The 18,187-nt window shown below is 69.7% G+C and carries 17 protein-coding genes and 1 tRNA gene; 10 read left to right on the forward strand and 8 right to left on the reverse strand.

What is annotated here, in order from left to right:
• Positions 1-165: 165 nt before the first annotated feature.
• The gene (locus tag ACQP1P_RS00255) at positions 166-468 is read left to right on the forward strand and encodes a hypothetical protein (protein WP_433081965.1); all 303 of its coding nucleotides are present in this window, start codon (positions 166-168) and stop codon (positions 466-468) included.
• Positions 469-555: 87 nt separating this feature from the next.
• Here ACQP1P_RS00255 and ACQP1P_RS00260 read toward each other — a convergent pair whose 3' ends face one another.
• From ACQP1P_RS00260 to ACQP1P_RS00270, 3 genes are all read right to left on the reverse strand, one after another.
• Positions 556-1,362 (reverse strand): WecB/TagA/CpsF family glycosyltransferase, encoded by an 807-nt coding sequence (locus tag ACQP1P_RS00260; RefSeq protein ID WP_433081967.1) that lies wholly within the window; start codon positions 1,360-1,362, stop codon positions 556-558.
• 4 nt (positions 1,363-1,366) lie between these two features.
• Complete coding sequence (locus ACQP1P_RS00265; RefSeq protein WP_433081969.1) at positions 1,367-2,440, reverse strand: NAD-dependent epimerase/dehydratase family protein; 1,074 nt, start codon at positions 2,438-2,440, stop codon at positions 1,367-1,369.
• A 262-nt stretch (positions 2,441-2,702) separates the two neighbouring features.
• A tRNA-Leu gene (locus ACQP1P_RS00270) sits at positions 2,703-2,785 on the reverse strand.
• A gap of 167 nt (positions 2,786-2,952) precedes the next feature.
• Between ACQP1P_RS00270 and ACQP1P_RS00275 the strand changes: the two genes are divergently transcribed.
• The 7 genes from ACQP1P_RS00275 (at position 2,953) to pknB (ending at position 12,237) form a co-directional block, all read left to right on the forward strand.
• On the forward strand, positions 2,953-3,735 hold the full coding sequence (locus ACQP1P_RS00275; RefSeq protein ID WP_433081970.1) for an FhaA domain-containing protein: 783 nt from the start codon (positions 2,953-2,955) through the stop codon (positions 3,733-3,735).
• Positions 3,736-3,776: 41 nt separating this feature from the next.
• Positions 3,777-4,256 (forward strand): FHA domain-containing protein FhaB/FipA, encoded by a 480-nt coding sequence (locus tag ACQP1P_RS00280; RefSeq protein WP_433054374.1) that lies wholly within the window; start codon positions 3,777-3,779, stop codon positions 4,254-4,256.
• On the forward strand, positions 4,253-5,662 hold the full coding sequence (locus ACQP1P_RS00285) for a PP2C family protein-serine/threonine phosphatase (RefSeq protein ID WP_433081972.1): 1,410 nt from the start codon (positions 4,253-4,255) through the stop codon (positions 5,660-5,662). The genes ACQP1P_RS00280 and ACQP1P_RS00285 overlap by 4 nt, the downstream gene beginning before the upstream one ends.
• A gap of 60 nt (positions 5,663-5,722) precedes the next feature.
• Complete coding sequence (locus tag ACQP1P_RS00290; protein WP_433090459.1) at positions 5,723-7,195, forward strand: FtsW/RodA/SpoVE family cell cycle protein; 1,473 nt, start codon at positions 5,723-5,725, stop codon at positions 7,193-7,195.
• Entirely contained in the window at positions 7,192-8,712 is a 1,521-nt protein-coding gene (locus ACQP1P_RS00295) for a peptidoglycan D,D-transpeptidase FtsI family protein (protein WP_433081974.1), read from the forward strand. Before ACQP1P_RS00290 ends, ACQP1P_RS00295 begins: the two co-directional genes overlap by 4 nt.
• A gap of 13 nt (positions 8,713-8,725) precedes the next feature.
• Entirely contained in the window at positions 8,726-10,429 is a 1,704-nt protein-coding gene (locus tag ACQP1P_RS00300; RefSeq protein ID WP_433090461.1) for a serine/threonine-protein kinase, read from the forward strand.
• An 86-nt stretch (positions 10,430-10,515) separates the two neighbouring features.
• Positions 10,516-12,237 (forward strand): Stk1 family PASTA domain-containing Ser/Thr kinase, encoded by a 1,722-nt coding sequence (pknB, locus tag ACQP1P_RS00305; protein ID WP_433090463.1) that lies wholly within the window; start codon positions 10,516-10,518, stop codon positions 12,235-12,237.
• A 66-nt stretch (positions 12,238-12,303) separates the two neighbouring features.
• Here pknB and ACQP1P_RS00310 read toward each other — a convergent pair whose 3' ends face one another.
• Genes ACQP1P_RS00310 through ACQP1P_RS00325 form a run of 4 tightly spaced genes read right to left on the reverse strand, consistent with a single transcriptional unit; the run spans position 12,304 to position 15,042 of the window.
• Positions 12,304-12,948 (reverse strand): aminodeoxychorismate/anthranilate synthase component II, encoded by a 645-nt coding sequence (locus tag ACQP1P_RS00310; protein WP_433081976.1) that lies wholly within the window; start codon positions 12,946-12,948, stop codon positions 12,304-12,306.
• A gap of 7 nt (positions 12,949-12,955) precedes the next feature.
• Positions 12,956-13,222 carry a hypothetical protein gene (locus ACQP1P_RS00315; protein WP_433081978.1) on the reverse strand — a complete coding sequence of 89 codons (267 nt, stop codon included), beginning with the start codon at positions 13,220-13,222 and terminating at the stop codon, positions 12,956-12,958.
• 4 nt (positions 13,223-13,226) lie between these two features.
• Positions 13,227-14,228 (reverse strand): class E sortase, encoded by a 1,002-nt coding sequence (locus ACQP1P_RS00320; protein WP_433081980.1) that lies wholly within the window; start codon positions 14,226-14,228, stop codon positions 13,227-13,229.
• Positions 14,229-14,232: 4 nt separating this feature from the next.
• Positions 14,233-15,042: a DUF881 domain-containing protein gene (locus ACQP1P_RS00325; RefSeq protein ID WP_433090465.1), complete on the reverse strand. Its 810-nt coding sequence runs from the start codon at positions 15,040-15,042 to the stop codon at positions 14,233-14,235.
• A 130-nt stretch (positions 15,043-15,172) separates the two neighbouring features.
• Here ACQP1P_RS00325 and ACQP1P_RS00330 point away from each other — a divergent pair, with 130 nt between their 5' ends.
• Together ACQP1P_RS00330 and ACQP1P_RS00335 are read left to right on the forward strand one after the other, a co-directional pair.
• Positions 15,173-15,457 (forward strand): cell division protein CrgA, encoded by a 285-nt coding sequence (locus tag ACQP1P_RS00330; protein WP_433081982.1) that lies wholly within the window; start codon positions 15,173-15,175, stop codon positions 15,455-15,457.
• 118 nt (positions 15,458-15,575) lie between these two features.
• The gene (locus tag ACQP1P_RS00335) at positions 15,576-17,708 is read left to right on the forward strand and encodes a (Fe-S)-binding protein (RefSeq protein WP_433081984.1); all 2,133 of its coding nucleotides are present in this window, start codon (positions 15,576-15,578) and stop codon (positions 17,706-17,708) included.
• 76 nt (positions 17,709-17,784) lie between these two features.
• Here ACQP1P_RS00335 and ACQP1P_RS00340 read toward each other — a convergent pair whose 3' ends face one another.
• Complete coding sequence (locus ACQP1P_RS00340) at positions 17,785-18,018, reverse strand: hypothetical protein (protein WP_433081985.1); 234 nt, start codon at positions 18,016-18,018, stop codon at positions 17,785-17,787.
• Positions 18,019-18,187: the final 169 nt, after the last annotated feature.

The following is an 18,187-nucleotide window of genomic DNA, read 5'->3' on the forward strand; positions in this document are numbered from 1 at the left end:
CATCAGCACGGTGGGCAAGATCAGTGGTATCGGCTGAATGTCCGATTGGTCGCGCCACCTTCGGCCGAGTGCCGTGTCGCAAAGTTGATGGTCGATCTTGAAATGTCCGCTTAGCTTGGGTCGAAGTTTGCCGGTGTAACGGGCAGCGGAGCAAGGAGGAATGACGTGACCGATTCGGATCTGATCTTCGCCTGTGTCAGCGGGTTCGGCCTGCTGGCGTTGAGTGTCGGCGCATTCGGCGTGCTGGACGCATACCACAAGCGCGGCGTCGGCGATCGGCGAATCGACTGGCTGATCGGTCTCTACGCCCTCGGCGTCGTCGCGAACATCGTCGCGTACGTGATGCTGGACCGCTGGTACATCGCGGCCCCGCTCGCCCTCATGCTGTGGCCGGCCGAGCGCGCCTTCGACAAGCGGGGCACCTTCAAGCGCCGCACCGCGAAGGTCGACGCCATCACCGGCCGCTGACCTTCTCACGATGCGGGAATTGTCCGCTTGATGTGACAAATCCCAAAAAATGCGGAATGGGCGCCGTCGCGGCGCCCATCAGCATGTTCAGACCGCGAACGTCTTGAGCGGCTCGGTCGCGGGGGCCGGCGGCGCGGCGCGCCAGAGGCGGGTCTTCTGGGCGCCGAGGCGGGCCAGGTAGTTCGGGTTGAGCAGGATGTACCGCCGCCAGAGCCGCTTGGGCTCGAGCCCGAGCCGCCACAGCCACTCCAGCGCGTAGCGCTGCATCCAGGCGGGCGGGTTCTTGAGGCCCCCGGCGTGGTAGTCGAACGCCGCGCCGACGGCCAGCATCGGCGCGTCGACCAGGTGCTTCATCGCGTAGACGAACACCTCCTGGCGGGGGCAGCCCAGGCCGACCATGACGACCCGAGCGCCCGAGGCCTTGATGCGGGCCGCGATCTGCTCCGGCTCACCGTCGGCGGCGGGGCGGAACTTGGAGGGCTCCATCCCGGCGATCTTCAGGGCCGGGAAGCGCTCGTGCAGCTTGCCGGCGAGCCGGTCCAGCGTCTCCTGGGTCGAGCCGTAGAAGTACACCGGCAGGCCCTCCTCGGCGCTCGCGGCGAGCACCTTGAGGGTCAGGTCCGGCCCGTACACCCGGTCGGCGAGCTGGGCGTGGTGGAGCAGGTTGAGGGCCCACCGCACCGGCTGGCCGTCGGGCGTCACGAGGTCGAAGGAGTTCAGCCGGGCCCCGTGCGCCTTGTCCTGCACGCCGGTCATGACCCCGTGCACGGCGAGGGCGGTGACGGCCAGCGAGCGCCCGTCACGGGCCGCGCTCATCACCTTGTCGACGGCGCTGTCGTAGTCGACGGCGCTGACCTCGACGCCGAGGACGTTCCGCTTGCCCTGATCGATCACGGCGTCAGGCTTCCGGCGTCCACTTGCCGACGTTGGCCTCGTAGATCTCCTGGCAGATCATGGGCACGTCGTAGACCTGCTTCCAGTCCGGGTAGTCCACCTGGAAGCGCTCGTTCGACCCGATCCACCACTGGTGGTCGCCGACGCGGTTCGCCTCGTGGTATTCGGTGATCATCTCGTTGCCCGTGATCCGCTCGGCCAGCGCGAAGACCTCCAGGTGCGAGGTGTTCGAGTGCCGGCCGCCGCCGAGGTTGTAGACCGCGGCCGAGCGCGGGTTGCGGAAGAAGGCCTCGAAGGCGGCGACGACATCGTGCGAGTGGATCGCGTCGCGGACCATCTTGCCCTTGTAGCCGAAGATCTTGTACGTCCGGCGCTCCATGTTGCAGCGCATGACGTAGCCGAGGAAGCCGTGCAGCTCGGTCGCGGAGTGCGCCGGGCCGGTGAGCGTGCCACCGCGGAAGCAGGCGGTCTTCATGTCGAAGTAGCGGCCGTACTCCTGCACCATCACGTCGGCGGCGACCTTGGAGGCGCCGAAGACGGAGTGCAGGCAGGCGTCGATCGACATGTCCTCCTTGATGCCGCCCTCGTACTCGTGCCCGGGCTCGATCTCCCACCGGGTCTCGAGCTCGCGCAGCGGCAGCGAGTTGGGCCGGTCGCCGTAGACCTTGTTGGTCGAGCAGTGGATGAACGGCGCCTCGATGCAGTGCTCGCGCACGTTCTGCAGCAGGTTGAGGGTGCCGCCGGCGTTGACGTCGAAGTCCGTGAAGGGGTCGCGGACCGCCCAGTCGTGCGACGGCTGGGCCGCCGTGTGGATGACGACCGCGATGTCCTTCGCATACCTCTTGAAGATCGCCGCGAGCGCGTCGCGATCCCGGATGTCCACGTCGTGGTGGGTGTACGCCTCGCCGAGGTCACTCGTAAGGCGGACCACGTTCCAGGCGGTGGAGGCCTCGGCGCCGAAGAAGCGCTTGCGCATGTCGTTGTCGATGCCGACAACGTCCAGCCCCAGAGAGGCGAAGTGGCGCACGGCTTCAGATCCGATGAGTCCGGCCGACCCGGTGACTAGTGCAACGCTCACGAGACGGCAGCATACCCGTGGCCCGACCAAGCCCCCCGCAGCCGCAGACGACGGAAGTCACGAACCCGACGAAGCGGAGCGAGTCACGAGGGCCGAAGGCCGAGAGTGGGGACCGCACCGACCAGACGGCCGCAACCAGCGCCCGGGGGGATTTGGGTGGGCGGGAGCCCCCCAATGGGGAGCGACCGAAGGGAGCGCGAAGGATCCGCCGCTGAAACGGCGAAAGGCAGCTCCGCTGCGTGAGCAGGAGCCGCCTCAGCGGTGGGGAAGGGGGGAGTTGAACCCCCACGCCCTTTCGGGCACACGGACCTGAACCGTGCGCGTCTGCCATTCCGCCACTTCCCCTTGGACCATTTGAAGCAAGCTTCGTTTGGTCCGGCGCGTCAGAGCATAACCCAAGTCCCACTCGGCAGAATCACCGGGTAGGCACTAGGCTTCCCTGGGCGCCACGGAAGAGTAGCACGGGCCAGCCGGTCAGCTTGCATACGGGCGTGCGACGTCCGGATACCATCATGACCTCGGAACCCGAGGAGGAACCGGTGAGTGTGCTGCAGCGCTTCGAGAAGCGCCTAGAGGGCCTGGTCGAGGGGGCCTTCGCCAAGGTCTTCAAGGGGGTCGTCCACCCCGTGGAGATCCTCAACGCCATGCAACGGGAGGCGGAAGCCCACAAGGCGATTCTGGCCGGCGGGCGCACGCTCGTGCCGAATCGCTACGTGATCGACCTGTCCCCCTACGACCACAGCCGGCTGGCGCCGTATGCCGCCGCGCTCGCCCAGGAGCTCGCCCAGTCGCAGGCCGAGTTCATCGGCGAGCAGGGCTGGACGGTCTACGGCGACGTCATCGTCGAGATCGAGCGCGGCGACGGGCTCGACACCGGCATGTTCCGCGTGACCGCCGAGGTCTACACCGGCGCCGACGTCGCGCCCCCGCCGACCCCGGACCCGTATGGTGGCTACAACCAGCAGCCGGCCGGCGGCTACGGGCCTCCGCCCGGCGGACCCGGCGGCCCGGCGCGCAACGTTCGACTGGTGTCCGGCGACGGGCGAAGCTACCCTCTGTCGATTGGTTCGACCGTGATCGGCCGGGGCGACCAGGCCAACATGCGGCTCCCCGATGTCGGGATCTCGCGTCGCCACGCGCGGCTCGACTTCGACGGGGCGCAGGTCGTGCTGACCGATCTCGGCTCGACGAACGGCACGATGGTCAACGGCCAACGCGTCTCGGCTGTCGCGTTGAACCCCGGTGACATGATCCAGCTCGGCACGACCACGCTGACCTACCGCGTGGATGGATGACCGTACTTTCACGTAGGCGGATCTGAATGAGCGCGTCGTAGATGGAATTCGTCATCACTGTCGCCCGGTACGGGCTGCTCGTGCTGCTGTGGATCTTCGTATTCACGGTCGTGGGAGTAATCCGCCGGGACCTGTTCGCGGGCTCGCGTTCGAGCCGGATCGTCGCCGCGCCCCGGGGGGTTGGTGCGGTGACGGCTCCCGGCCGTCCGGCGAAGGTGAAGCGGGGCAAGACCGCCAACCAGCTCTTCGTCACCGCCGGTGCGCTGGCAGGCACTCGCATCACCCTTGGTGAGGCTCCGATCACGATCGGGCGTGCCGAGGACTCGACGCTGGTGATCACCGACGACTACGCCTCGTCCAAGCACGCCCGTCTCGTGCCGCGCGCCGGCCAGTGGTATCTCGAGGATCTGGGCTCCACCAACGGCACCTACCTCGACAAGACCAAGGTCAGCGCGCCTACCCCCGTCCCCCTCGGCGTGCCGATTCGCATCGGCCGCACTTCACTCGAGTTACGGCCATGACCCTCACCTTGCGCTATGCGGCTCGCAGCGACCGCGGTCTGATCCGGAGCGGGAACCAGGATTCCGTTTACGCCGGACCGCGGCTGCTTGCCGTGGCCGACGGCATGGGCGGCATGGCCGCCGGTGACGTCGCCAGCAACATCGTCATCGCCACCATGGCGCCACTCGACGAGGATGTGCCCGGCAACGCCATGATCGACACCCTTCGGGGCGCCGTCGACCTGGCGAACCAGCAGATCCGAGACGCGGTCGAGGAGAACCCGGCCATGGAGGGCATGGGGACGACCCTGACCGCCATGCTGTTCTCCGGCTCCAAGATGGGCATGGTGCACATCGGCGACTCGCGCGCATACCTCGTGCGCGACGGCGAGTTCGCCCAGGTCACCAAGGACGACACCTACGTCCAGATGCTCGTCGACGAGGGCCGCATCAGCCTGGAGGAGGCCAACAGCCACCCCCAGCGCTCCCTGCTGACCCGAGCGCTCGACGGCCGCGACGCGGACCCCGAGTACTCGGTCCGCCAGGTCAAGCCCGGCGACCGTTACCTGCTCTGCAGCGACGGCCTGTCGGGCGTGGTGAGCGCGGAGACCATCGAGTCCACGCTGCGCGAGTACGTCGACCCCAACCAGTGCGCCGGCCGGCTCATCGAGCTGGCCCTGCGCGGCGGCGGCCCCGACAACATCACCGTGATCGTCGCCGACGTCACCGACGAGGACATCGTCGAGGCGCGGCCGATCGTCGGCGGTGCGGCGGCCCAGGACCGGGGCATGGCGACCTCCGCCGACCAGTCAATGTCCTCGGCTCGGGGGGCCGCGCTCGCCGCGCCCCGCCCGCCGGTGCCGGACGACGAGGCCGAGCAGCGCGCCAGCGCCGCGGTCAGCACCCGCGAGGACGGCGAGCAGCGTTCCCGCCGCCATCCGGTGCGCACCGCGATCCTCCTCGTGGTGCTGCTGGGCCTGCTCGGCGGCGGCCTCTGGTACGGCTGGAGCGTGACCCAGTCGCGCTACTACGTCGGCGCCACGGATGCCGGCCGGATCGCGATCTTCAAGGGCGTGCCCGGCAAGGTCGCCTGGCTCGAACTCTCCGAGGTCTACATGGAGAGCCCGACGCTCACCCTCGACGACCTCACGCCGGCCGCCCAGGGCACCGTCAAGCAGGGCATCCAGGTCGACACCCTCGCGCAGGCCCAGGACAAGCTGGCCCAGCTCGAGGACCCGGCCAACCCCAACCGCAAGCAGGCCTGCCCGACGGCGCAACCATCCGACTCCACCTCGGCGTCTCTTTCCGTGTCGGCCACCTCGAACCCGAGCGGCGGTGTCAGCGTGCCCGCCGGGGATCCCGCGGTCCCGCCGTCGCCGACCGGCGACCCGTCCACGCTGACCCCGACCCCCGGCGCCAGTTGCTGACGTGCTGAGGCGAAAAGGAAGACAGTCGTGACCGCCACCGCCATCCCGGCTCCGTCGCCCATGGGCGGCGGAGCGGGCGTCTCGGCGCCCTCCCGCCCCGCGACCAGGCGCAACGTCGAGCTGGGACTGCTGCTCTTCGTGATCGCCATCCTCACGATCTACGCGGCGGTCGTCGAGGGCAACGCGATCGGCCAGGTCACGGGCGACTTCTGGGTCCAGACCGCGATCATCGCGGTGATCTTCTTCGCCGCCCACATGGCGGTGCGGTTCCTGGCGCCGTATGCCGATCCGACGATCCTGCCCGCCGTGGCGCTCATCAACGGCATCGGCGTCGGCTTCCTGCGCCGGCTCGACCTGGCCACCACCAAGGCGGTCGACCGGCCCGAGCTCAACGTCTTCGGCGGCGACGGCTTCCGCCAGCTCGGCTGGACGGCCGCGGCCGTGGTGGGTGCGGTCGCGCTCCTGGCGATCGTGCGCGACCACCGCTCGCTGTCGCGGTACGCCTACACGCTCGGCCTCGCCGGCATCGTGCTCGTGCTGATCCCGGCGGTGCTCCCCGCGCGGTACTCGGCGATCCACGGCGCCAAGCTCTGGATCAAGCTGCCGGGCTTCACGATCCAGCCGGGCGAGTTCGCCAAGATCGCGCTGCTGGTCTTCTTCGCCTACTACCTGGTGCGCAAGCGCGAGGTGCTGTCCCTGGCGAGCAAGCGGTTCCTCGGCATCGACTTCCCCCGCGGCCGCGACCTCGGGCCGGTCGTGCTCGTGTGGCTGATGTCGCTGATGGTCCTCATCTTCGAGAAGGACCTCGGCACGTCGCTCATGTACTTCGGCCTGTTCGTCGTGACGCTCTACGTCGCCACCGAGCGGGTCTCCTGGCTGATCATCGGCCTCGGGCTCTTCCTCGGCGGCGCGTTCCTGGCGTACTTCCTCGGCAAGACCGTCGGCGGCCCCTTCCTCAACTTCTCCGAGCGCGCGACCACCTGGCTCGACCCGTTCGCGGACGCGGACAACAAGGGCTACCAGCTGGTCCAGTCGCTGCTCGGCCTGGGCACCGGCGGGCTCACCGGCACCGGCCCCGGCGCCGGGCAGCCGACCAAGGTGCCCGAGGTCTGGACGGACTTCATCTTCTCCGGCCTCGGCGAGGAGATCGGGCTCTTCGGGCTGACCGCGCTGCTGGTGACCTACCTGCTGCTGGTCGAGCGGGGCCTGCGCGCGGCGATCAACGTCCGCGACTCCTTCGGCAAGCTGTTCGCCGGCGGCCTCGCGTTCACGCTGGGGTTGCAGGTGTTCGTCATCGTGGGTGGCATCAGCCAGCTCATCCCGCTGACCGGGCAGACCACGCCGTTCCTCTCGGCCGGTGGCTCGTCGCTGGTGGCCAACTGGTTGCTGGTCGGTCTGCTGCTGCGCATCTCCGACGCGTCGCGCCGGCCCGCCGGGGGTGCCCCCTCGGCCGGGCTCGGCGGCACGGCGCCCGGCGGTGGCGGCGGCGCGCCGGTCCAGATCAAAGAGATGCCCACGGAGGTCGTGCGATGAACGCCCCGCTGCGCCGGGTCGGGGTCGTGGTCATGGTGCTGTTCGCCATGCTGTTCCTGAACCTGAACTACCGTCAGGTGGTCAAGGCCGACGACTACCGCACCAACTCGCGCAACGCGCGCGTGCAGGCGACCGAGTACGAGCGGCCGCGCGGCAAGATCGTCGACGCCCAGGGCAACGTGCTCGCCGACGCGCAGGAGACCGGGGACTCGCTGAAGTTCCTGCGGACGTACCCGCTCAAGGAGGAGTACGCCGCCGTCCTCGGCTACAAGCCGGTCAACCTGGGCTCGACCAAGCTCGAGAAGCTCAACAACGACTTCCTGATCGGCACCTCGGACAAGCAGGCGGCCGACCGGATCGCCGGGATGTTCACCGGCAAGGAGCCGGCCGGCGGCAACGTCCTGCTGACCCTGTCCAAGGCCACGCAGGACACCGCGTACCAGGCGCTGGGGACCAACAAGCTCGGCATCAAGAAGGGCGCGGCCATCGCGCTCGACCCGGCCACCGGAAAGATCCTGGCCGAGGTCTCGCTGCCCAGCTACGACCCCAACCTGCTCAGCACCCACGACATCAACGCGGCCTCGGCGAACTACAAGACGCTCAACAACGACCCGAACAAGCCGCTGCTCAACCGGGCGACCTCGGAGGTCTACCCGCCCGGCTCAACCTTCAAGATCATCACCTCGGCGGCGGCGATGAGCGCCGACTCCTCCCTCACGCCCGAATCGACCGTCCAGGGTGGCGAGTTCTACCAGCCGCCGGAGACCTCGACCTTCCGCATCAAGAACTCCCACGAAGGCATCTGCCCCGACAGCATCACGATGAAGCAGGCGCTGACCGTCTCCTGCAACACGGTCTTCGCCCGCATCGGTGTCGAGCGGGTGGGTGCCGACAAGCTCAAGTCGATGGCCCAGGCCTTCGGCTTCGAGCAGGAGCCCCGCCTCATCGAGGACCAGGATCGCAACTACTGCGGCATCGTGGCCAGCCACACCGGCCCCATGACCGCCGGCACCGACAACCGCGTCGACCCGCCCGCCGTCGCTCAGTCGAGCATCGGACAGCGCGAGGTGAAGATGTCTCCGCTGCAAGGCGCCATGATTGCGGCGACGGTTGCCAATGGTGGAAAGCAGATGCGCCCCTACATTGTCGACCGTCTGCAGAACTCCGACCTGTCGATCGCCGACCACACCGAGCCCAAGCTGCTGCGCACGCCGATCAATGACGGCGTGGCCAAAGAACTGCAGGACATGATGTTCAGCGTCGTGACGTCGAACGACGGCACCGGCCGCAGCGCGCGCATCTCGGGCTTGGACGTGGGTGGTAAGACCGGTACGGCGGAGAACGGCGAGGAGTCGGAGGACCACGGCTGGTTCATCGGCTTCGCGCTCAAGGACGGCAAGCCGATCGTCTCGGTCGCGGTCTTCCTCGAGAACGCTGGCAAGGGTGGCAGCGGCGAGGCGGCTCGGATTGCCGGCCTGATCATGAAGGCATACGCGGACGAAAAGGGCATTCGATAATGAGGTGCGCGACATGTTGAGCGCCGGCACCACCCTCGGCGGCCGATACCGCCTGGACGAACGCATCGCCGGCGGCGGAATGGGCGACGTGTGGCGGGGCACCGACGAGGTGCTCGGCCGGACGGTGGCCATCAAGGTGCTGCTCTCCGCCCTGATGGAGGAGCCCGGCTTCGCCGAGCGCTTCCGCGGCGAGGCCCGCACGATGGCGACCATCAACCACCCCGGTGTCGTGGACATCTACGACTACGGCAGCGAGAACGGCACCGCCTTCCTGATCATGGAGTACGTGGAGGGCGACGCGCTCTCCCGCACCCTCTCGCGGGTCGGCCGGCTGACCCCGGCGCGCGCCATGGCGCTCATCGCCCAGGCCGCCGACGCGCTGCACGCCGCCCATGAGAAGGGCATCGTCCACCGGGACGTCAAGCCCGGCAACCTGCTCGTGCGCCCCAACGGCACGCTCGTGCTCACCGACTTCGGCATCGCCCGATCGGCCGCCGTCGCTCAGCTCACCGCGGCCGGTTCGGTGCTCGGCACCGCCTCCTACATCTCGCCCGAGCAGGCCTCGGGCGCCCAGGCCACGCCGCTCTCCGACGTCTACGCGCTCGGCGTCGTGGCCTACCAGTGCCTCTCCGGTGCGCGCCCGTTCGAGGGGGAGAACCCGCTCGAGATCGCGATGCGGCACGTCCGCGACATGCCGCCGCCGCTGCCCGCCGACATTCCGCCGCCGGTCGCCCAGCTCGTCGAGCGGGCCATGGCGAAGGACCCGGCCGCCCGCTGGCCGAGCGCCGCGGCGCTCGCCCAGGCCGCGCGCCGCGTCTCCGGCCAGCTCTCCGGCGGCACGGCCGCCGGCCCCGCGGTCCCGCCGATGGGCGCCCCGATGGGCCCGCCCGGCTCGCCGATGGGCCACGGCCCCGTCTCCGGCGGCCCGGTCTCCGCGTCGCCCGTCTCGCCCGGCTACGGCAACCACCCGATGTCCGGCTCGCCGATGTCGGGCCCGCCCACCTCGGGCGCGGGCGGCACCCGGATCATGCCCGGCGCCGTGCCGGGCGCGGCCGCCGGTGCGGCCGCGGGCCTCGGCGCCCACAACGCGCGCGGTGCCGCCGGCGTGGCCCCGCCGCCGTCCAACGACACCGCGACCTTCCTCGGCTCGACCGGCGGCTACCAGCCCGGTCCGCCGCCCGGCCCGCGGCCCACGAACGGTGGCGGCCGGCGCAACAACAACCTGCTCCTGGTCGGCGTGGCCGCGGTCGTGCTGCTGGTGCTGGTCGGCATCGGCGGCCTCTACCTGGCCAACAAGGGCAATGACGAGCCGACGAACCCGGTCGGCGACAACCCCACGTCGGCGGCGCCGGTGCAGTCGTCCGCCCCGCCCAAGGCCACGGGCCGCGCGGTCAACGTGAGCTGCCGGCCGATCGGCACCGGGGACATCGTCAAGCGCGAGCTCGAGCGGCAGGGTATGACGGTCAACATCGTGGCCGAGCCGAAGAAGGGCGCGTTCCCGAACGCGGTCACCAAGGTCGACCCGTGCGGCCCGAGCATTCCGCAGGGCACGACGATCACGCTCACGGTCAACCAGGGCGCGATCGACGACAACCCCGAGCCGACCGGTACCACCGCCGACCCGGGCAACGGACCGTCCAACGGGCCGGGCCCGAAGACCAGCGCGACCTGCAACCCGCCGGGCATCATCATCGATGGCAAGTGCGTCGGGGGATGACCCGGGCAACACGCGTACCAGCTGAAATGTGTCCCCGTCGCATGACGTGGCAAGGTAGATAGTCGATGACCGAAGGACGACACGACATGACCGCCCAGCCACGCCTCCTCGGCGGCCGTTACCAGGTCGGGGAGCTGCTCGGCTATGGCGGTATGGCCGAGGTCCATCGGGGTCGCGACCTGCGGCTCGGCCGCGACGTCGCGATCAAGACGCTGCGGACCGACCTGGCCCGCGATGCCACGTTCCAGCTGCGGTTCCGCAGGGAGGCGCAGAACGCCGCCTCCCTCAACCACCCCGCGATCGTCGCCGTCTACGACACCGGCGAGGAGCGCGGTCCGGCGGGCGAGGAACTGCCGTACATCGTCATGGAGTTCGTCAACGGCCGCACCCTCAAGGAGGTGCTGGCGGCCGAGGGCCGGCTCATGCCGCGGCGGGCGCTGGAGATCACGGCGGACATCTGCGCCGCCCTGGAGTTCAGCCACCGGCACGGCATCATCCACCGCGACATCAAGCCGGGCAACGTGATGCTCACGCAGACCGGCCAGGTCAAGGTGATGGACTTCGGCATCGCCCGCGCGCTGGCCAGCGGGGCCACGACGATGACGCAGACGTCGGCGGTGATCGGCACCGCGCAGTACCTCTCCCCGGAGCAGGCCCGCGGCGAGCCGGTCGACGCCCGCAGCGACGTCTACGCGACCGGGTGCGTGCTCTTCGAGCTGCTCTGCGGCCACCCGCCGTTCGTCGGGGACAACCCGGTGTCGGTGGCCTACCAGCACGTCCGGGAAGACCCGCGGCCGCCGAGTTCGAGCAACCGCGACGTGACGCCCGAGATCGACGCCGTCGTGCTCAAGGCCCTGGCCAAGAACCCGCTCAACCGCTACCAGTCGGCCGGCGAGATGCGCGCGGACGTCATGCGCGCCGCCGCCGGCCGCCCGGTCTCGGCGCCCCCGGTGATGACCGAGGACGAGATGGCCACGGTCATGGCCCAGCAGACCACCGCCTACCGCCCGCCGCCCGCCTCGCGCCAGCCGGCCCGGGCCAACCAGCGGCAGAAGCGCAAGAGCTCCACCGGCGTCGTGGTCATGCTGACGGTGCTCGGCCTGCTCGCGGTGTCCGCCCTGGCGATCGGGCTCTACCTGGCCAACCAGGAGCCGCCGGTGCGGGTGCCCCAGATCACCGGGCGCAGCCAGGGCGAGGCCGCGGATGTGCTGCGCCAGTCCGGCCTGACCGGCGACCCGCGCGGCGGCTCGACGGAGAACTGCCAGCCCGGCGTGGTGACGCTGCAGAACCCGACGCCCGGCACCGAGGTCAAGCAGGGCACGCAGATCGACTACGAGATCTGTGGCGCGCCGACCCTGGTCAACGTGCCGTCGCTGACCCGCATGAGCAAGGACGAGGCCACCCAGCAGCTGCAGAGCCTGAAGCTGGTGCCGCAGATCCAGGATCGCGACGGTACCGAGCCCAAGGACGAGGTCCAGGGCTCCGACCCGCCGTCGGGCACCCCGGTCAAGCCGGGCTCGACGGTCACGGTCTACGTCTCGAAGTTCAACCAGGCGGTCATGCCCAACGTGCTCGACAAGAGTCCCGGCGAGGCCCAGGGGCTGCTCCAGGCGGCCGGCTTCACCAACGTGACCACGCAGAGCATCACGGTGACCGACGACTCGAAGGTCGGGCTCGTGGTCTCCGTGCAGCAGACGGTCGGCAAGACCTACCTCAAGACCGACAAGATCGTGCTCAAGATCGGCCAGGGCGACAACAACCCGTCGACCCCGCCGTCGGTGAACCCGAGCAAGAGCGCCGGGGGCTGAGCCTCACCGTGCGTGCCCTGTGGATAACTCGGTAGTTATCCACAGGGTTGTGCACAACCTCGCGACTCAGGCGAAGGCCGCGACCCGCCGCGCCTCGACCTCCGCGACCAGCTCCGGCGCCCGCTCCAGCGCGCCCGGCAGCCCGCAGACGGCCAGCCAGTTGGCGAGCATCTGGTGGCCGCCCTGGGTCAGCACCGACTCGGGGTGGAACTGCACGCCCTCGATGGGCAGCTCGCGGTGGCGCATCGCCATCACCACGCCGGACTCGGTCCGCCCGGTCACCTCGATCTCCGGCGGGAGCGTCTCCTCGACGACGGCGAGGGAGTGGTACCGCGTCGCGATGAACGGATTCGGCAGCCCGGCGAGGACCCCCTGCCCCGTGTGCTCCACGAGCGAGGTCTTGCCGTGCAGGAGCTCCGGCGCGCGGGTGACGGTGGCCCCGAAGGCCGCGCCGAAGGCCTGGTGGCCCAGGCACACGCCGAAGATGGGCAGCTTCCCGCCGAGCTCGGCGATGACGTCCATGCAGATGCCGGCCCGCTCCGGGGTTCCCGGGCCGGGGGAGAGCAGCACGCCGGCCGGGTTCACCGCGGCCACGTCGGCCACGGTGAGCTCGTCGTTGCGGCGGACCTCGCACTCGACGCCCAGCTGGCCGAGGTACTGGACCAGGTTGAAGACGAACGAGTCGTAGTTGTCGATGACCAGGACGCGCACGGTTCTCCTAGCTGGGCAGGACCACCTGGGGGGCGGAGCTGGCGGGGGCCTTCGCCGGCGACGGTGCCTGCGACGGGGCGGGGCTTTCGACCGTGATGTCCGCGCCCGGGTCGTTGGTCTCGACCTGCACGTCGTCGAAGGGCAGGATCGGCTCGACCGCGGGGAAGACCTGATACCACAGCAGGGCGCCCACGCCGAGCGCGAGCACGGCCGAGACGAGCGCCTTGAGCTGCCACTGCTTGAACGGGATGTGGCGCCAGAGCCAGGAATACACGCGCTCAGCCCTTCAGCTCGGCGGGATCGCCGTCGGTGACGGGCTGGGACCGGGTGAGCTCGGCATGCACCACGAGCCGCTGGTAGTTGTTGAACTTCGGGTTGCAGGTGGTCATGGTCAGCATCGCCTTGGTCGGCGCCTCGCCCGGCTTGTCGGGCACGGGCGCCACCACCTGCACGGCGGTGGGCAGCACGATCTCGTGGCCGGTGACGCTGTAGACGTACCAGGTGTCGGCGGTCTTGATGACCACGGAATCGCCGGGCTTGAGCTGGTCGAGGTCCCACCAGATGGCCGGCGTGCGGTGACCGGCCATCGAGAAGTTGCCGATCTGGCCGGGCAGGGCCGTGTCCGGGTAGTGCCCGGGCGCGTAGCGGATGTCGGCCGGGGTCACGCCCTGCACGACCGCCCACTTCTTGTTGAGCCGCGGGATGTGCACGGAGGCGATGACGGCGCCGTTGGCCGGCTTCACCACCTGCGGCGACGGGCCGGCGCTGGGCCCGACGGTGGGTTGCTGGGCCCACTGCTGCTCGAGCTGGCGGTTCAGCTCGTCCTGGTGGGCGTCGACGATCGCGGACTTGCCCCAGACCTCGTAGCCGGCGAACAGCAGCACGATCAGGCCGAAGGTGATCAGCACCTCGCCCGTGCCGCGGCTGATGGCGCGAGCCACCGAGCCGAACGTGGTCCTCGTGTATTCGGAGTACACGCTCCGGTACCCTTCCTCGGTGCGGACCGGGCGCAGTGGAACCACCACGGCGCCCTTGGATGCCGCGGGTGCGGCGGGCTGGTCCTCGTCCTCGGGGGTGGGAGTCGGTGGAAGTTTCTCGTCCTCGGCGGCAGGGGCGGCCGCTTCGGTCCCGCTGAGTTTTGGAATATAGACAGTTTCGGTCGCGTCCGTGGCGACTTTGGGGATTACCGCGGTCGCGTCGTCCTTGGGCGGCAGCCGCGGGATCACGGTGGTGGCGATGTCGTCCTGGTCGAGCGCGCGGTGGCGGGGCGAGTGCTCCATCGCTTCAGGACCCGGCCTGCGCGGCCCGGAGGGCGGTCGAGCCGTCGTAGGCCGGGGTGCGGATGTCCGACTCCACCCTGACCTGGTAGCCGAGCCCGAACGAATCGGCGGCCTCGCTGAACAACCGGACCCCCTCGGAGCCTTCGAGCGCGCGTCGCATGGCGGCCTGGTCGCCGATGGCGGCGACCTCGAACGGCGGGGAGTAGACCCGTCCGTCGAGCAGCAGCGTGTTACCCACGCAGCGTACCGCGCTCGTTGCGATCACTCGGACGCCCATCAGCGTCATCGCCTCGGCGCCGCCGGCCCACAACGCATTGACCACCGCCTGCACGTCCTGCTGGTGAACGACCAGGTCATCCGGGGTAGCACCGGCCGGTCGGGTGCCGTCGGCGCGGCGCGGGGCGTCGTCGAGCCGGACCACCAGACCGGGCCCGCGCATGGCGGTCAGCCCGGCGGCGGCCTGCTCGGCGTCGCCGCGCTTGCGCTGCTCGTCGACCTGTCCGTCCGCCCCGGCCTGGCCCTGCTGCTGCCGGTCGATCTCGGAGCGCAGCCGGGCCGCCCGGTCCCGGGCGTCGGCGATGGATTTTTTTCGCTCGGCGATGAGGTTCGTCAATTCCGGCCGCCGATCGTCGCGGAGGTCGGTGCCGTGGGCGGTCGCGGCGCTGAGGGAGAAGAGCATCCCGGCCACCACGAGCACCACCGGTGTCAGCACTGACCAGGCAAAACCGCGCTTCTGGGGTCGGCGCGGCAGCATAGCGCGACCGAGCCGGCGCAGTGCGTGGGTCCACGAGGAGCCGCCTGATGTGTACTCCACCACGACCCCTCCCCGCACGCGCGTGCCGACTTGACTACGCTAGTCGCAGAACATTATTCAGGCCGACGCTGGCGGAGGTGGCGGCGTCACGTGGATAGTGTTGGCCAGACGACCCCTCCAGGAGAGCGCCGTGCCGAAGTCGACAGTTCGTAAGAAGAAGGTCTACACCGCTCCGGCGGAGCTGCGACCGCAGGAGACTGCGGCCGCCAAGCGCCGTCCGAGCCCGGTGTGGGTGCCCGCGCTCGCCGTCGCGTTCGTGGTGATCGGCATCGCCTGGCTGGTGTCCTACTACCTGACGCAGGGGTTCTTCGACGTCAACTGGCTGTCGACGCTCGCCGATCTGAAGTACTGGAACCTGGCCATTGGCTTCGGCTTCCTCGTCGCGTCGCTCGCCGTGTTCTCGAAGTGGCGTTGACCTGCTGATCTCCTCGCGTTTCCGGGCCGCTGCGACAATTTTCACGTTACCGATTGGTAACACGAGGGGCTAAGGTCCTTCTGGAGATCTTCGGGCCCGGATCGTGGGAGGCTTCGGCATGGGCGCAGTGCAGATCGTGACGACCTGTGTCGCCGCGGCGATCACCATCGCCGCGGTGATCCTGGTCGTGCGGACCGTCCGGCGCATGCTCGCCGTCATCCGGCTCGGTCAGCCCGACCCGACCCGCAGTGGCGACAAGGGCCTGCGGCTGCGCACCATGCTCGCCGAGACGCTGGGTCACACGCGCATGCTGCGCTGGACCGTCGTCGGCGCCGCGCACTGGTTCGTGATGATCGCGTTCATCGCGCTCTCGCTGTTGGTGATCGAGGCCTACTTCGAGGTCGTCAAGCCCGGCCTGGGCCTGCCGCTGATCGGCGCCTGGAACATCTACGGCCTGGTCACCGAGTGGATCGGCGTCCTCGGGTTCGTCGGCATTCTGGTGCTGATGGGCATCCGGCTGCGCAACCTGCCGGGCAACCCCAACCGGCGGTCCCGCTTCACCGGCTCCACCATGTGGCAGGCGTACTACGTCGAGTACACGATCCTCGGCGTTCTGCTCTGCGGCTTCTTCATCCGCGGCTTCAAGGCCGCCAACGACGAGCTCGAGTGGCCGACCTGGGCCGCGCCCGTCAGCCACGCGCTCGGCTCCGTGCTGCCCGCCTGGCCGGCCGCGGTGAGCCTGATCGCCATGGTGAAGATCATCATCTCGATGGCCTGGGTCATCGTCATCGCCAGCAACGTGACGATGGGCGTGGCCTGGCACCGCTTCCTCGCGTTCTTCAACATCTTCTTCAAGCGCGCCCCGGGCCGGAAGGGCTCCGGCCTCGGCGCGCTGCGCCCGATGACCAGCGAGGGCAAGCCGCTGGACTTCGAGGAGGCCGACCCGGAGAAGGACCAGTTCGGCGTCGCGACCGTCGAGCAGTTCAGCTGGAAGGGCATGCTGGACTTCACCACCTGCACCGAGTGCGGGCGGTGCCAGTCGCAGTGCCCGGCCTGGAACACCGGCAAGCCGCTCTCGCCGAAGCTGCTGATCCTCAACCTGCGCGACCACGCCTACGCCAAGGCGCCCTACCTGCTCGCCGGCGACGATCACTCCCAGGTCGACGCGCTCGCGCTGGCGGAGCAGGCGCGCCCGCTGATCGGCACCGCCGAGGAGAACGGCATCATCGACCCGGACGTGCTGTGGTCGTGCACCACGTGCGGCGCGTGCGTCGAGCAGTGCCCGGTCGACATCGAGCACGTGGACCACATCGTCGACATGCGGCGGTACCAGGTCCTCATCGAGTCGAACTTCCCGACCGAGGCCGGCGTCATGCTGCGCAACCTCGAGAACAAGGGCAACCCCTGGGGCGCGGCCCAGTCCACCCGCGACGACTGGACGAAGGGGCTGGGCTTCGAGGTCCCCAACGTGGCGGAGCTGAACGAGGGCGACTACGAGTACCTGTTCTGGGTCGGCTGCGCGGGCGCCTTCGAGGACCGGGCCAAGAAGACCACGCGGGCCGTGGCCACGCTGCTGCACGAGGCCGGCGTCAAGTTCGCCATCCTCGGCCAGGGCGAGACCTGCACCGGCGACCCGGCCCGCCGCATCGGCAACGAGTTCGTCTTCCAGATGCTCGCCCAGCAGAACGTCGAGACCCTCAACGAGGCCGGCGTGAAGAAGATCGTGGCGACCTGCCCGCACTGCTTCAACACGCTGTCCAACGAATACGGCCAGCTCGGCGGCGACTACGAGGTCATCCACCACACGCAGCTGCTCGCCCAGCTCGTGGCGGCCGGCAAGCTCACGCCGGTGCAGCCGCTGGACGGCGCGGTCACCTACCACGACCCGTGCTACCTCGGCCGGCACAACCGCGTCTTCGCCCCGCCGCGCGAGGTGCTCGGCGCCGTCGCCGGCCCGGCGGACGACAACAAGGGCCTGGTCGAGATGGACCGGTTCGCCGAGCGCTCGTTCTGCTGCGGCGCCGGCGGCGCGCGCATGTGGATGGAGGAGCGGATCGGCAAGCGGATCAACGTCGAGCGGGTCGAGGAGGCGCTGTCGACCGGCGCCAAGACCGTCGCGGTGGCCTGCCCGTTCTGCCTGACCATGCTCGGCGACGGCGTCACCGGCAAGAAGGCCGCCGGCGCCGCGCCGGAGGAGATCGAGGTCGTCGACGTGGCGTCCGTGCTCCTCAAGGCGGTGCAAAAGCCATAAGCCAGGGCTCCGGTCCGTCGGGGGCACGACCGTTGCTCCCGTCAGAAATCCCGGCGTCCGTGGTGGCAGGACCGCATCAGCGCTGGCCGATCACGTTCATGGCCAGACCCAGCGCGATGAGCACCGCGGCCGCCGTCGCCACGACGCGCAGGCCCTTGAGCCCCTCCGCGAGCGCCGCCTTGCGGGCCCCGGGCACGAGCGCCTTCGTCCGCACGTAGTCCAGCCGTGCCCGCTTGGTCTTCGCGGCCGCGTTGCCCACCGCGATGCCGGCCGCGAGCGCGATACAGGCGCCTACTAGTGCCGCACTCATCAAAGTCCCCCTCGATGCTTGGCCAGACCCCCGTTGGCATCAGCATCGGCGCTGTTCAACGCGCGGCAAAGCCCTCGAAAGAGGGAAGGTGATCTACGTATCTCGATCTTCAAGTGGCTCGTTTGACACGGACTCGTGGGCGCGCTCGGCAGCGCTTGGGTTCACGTGG

The sequence above is a fragment of the Dactylosporangium sp. CA-052675 genome, assembly GCF_050947935.1.
GTDB lineage: Bacteria > Actinomycetota > Actinomycetes > Mycobacteriales > Micromonosporaceae > Dactylosporangium.

Excerpts from the sequence above, each read along its gene's own strand:
- ACQP1P_RS00275 (WP_433081970.1), top strand. The coding sequence starts at position 2,953 with ATGACCTCGGAACCCGAGGAGGAACCGGTGAGTGTGCTGCAGCGCTTC.
- ACQP1P_RS00280 (WP_433054374.1), top strand. The coding sequence starts at position 3,777 with ATGGAATTCGTCATCACTGTCGCCCGGTACGGGCTGCTCGTGCTGCTG.
- ACQP1P_RS00285 (WP_433081972.1), top strand. The coding sequence starts at position 4,253 with ATGACCCTCACCTTGCGCTATGCGGCTCGCAGCGACCGCGGTCTGATC.
- ACQP1P_RS00290 (WP_433090459.1), top strand. The coding sequence starts at position 5,723 with ATGGGCGGCGGAGCGGGCGTCTCGGCGCCCTCCCGCCCCGCGACCAGG.
- ACQP1P_RS00295 (WP_433081974.1), top strand. The coding sequence starts at position 7,192 with ATGAACGCCCCGCTGCGCCGGGTCGGGGTCGTGGTCATGGTGCTGTTC.
- ACQP1P_RS00300 (WP_433090461.1), top strand. The coding sequence starts at position 8,726 with ATGTTGAGCGCCGGCACCACCCTCGGCGGCCGATACCGCCTGGACGAA.
- pknB (WP_433090463.1), top strand. The coding sequence starts at position 10,516 with ATGACCGCCCAGCCACGCCTCCTCGGCGGCCGTTACCAGGTCGGGGAG.
- ACQP1P_RS00320 (WP_433081980.1), bottom strand. The coding sequence starts at position 14,228 with ATGGAGCACTCGCCCCGCCACCGCGCGCTCGACCAGGACGACATCGCC.
- ACQP1P_RS00335 (WP_433081984.1), top strand. The coding sequence starts at position 15,576 with ATGGGCGCAGTGCAGATCGTGACGACCTGTGTCGCCGCGGCGATCACC.
- ACQP1P_RS00340 (WP_433081985.1), bottom strand. The coding sequence starts at position 18,018 with ATGAGTGCGGCACTAGTAGGCGCCTGTATCGCGCTCGCGGCCGGCATC.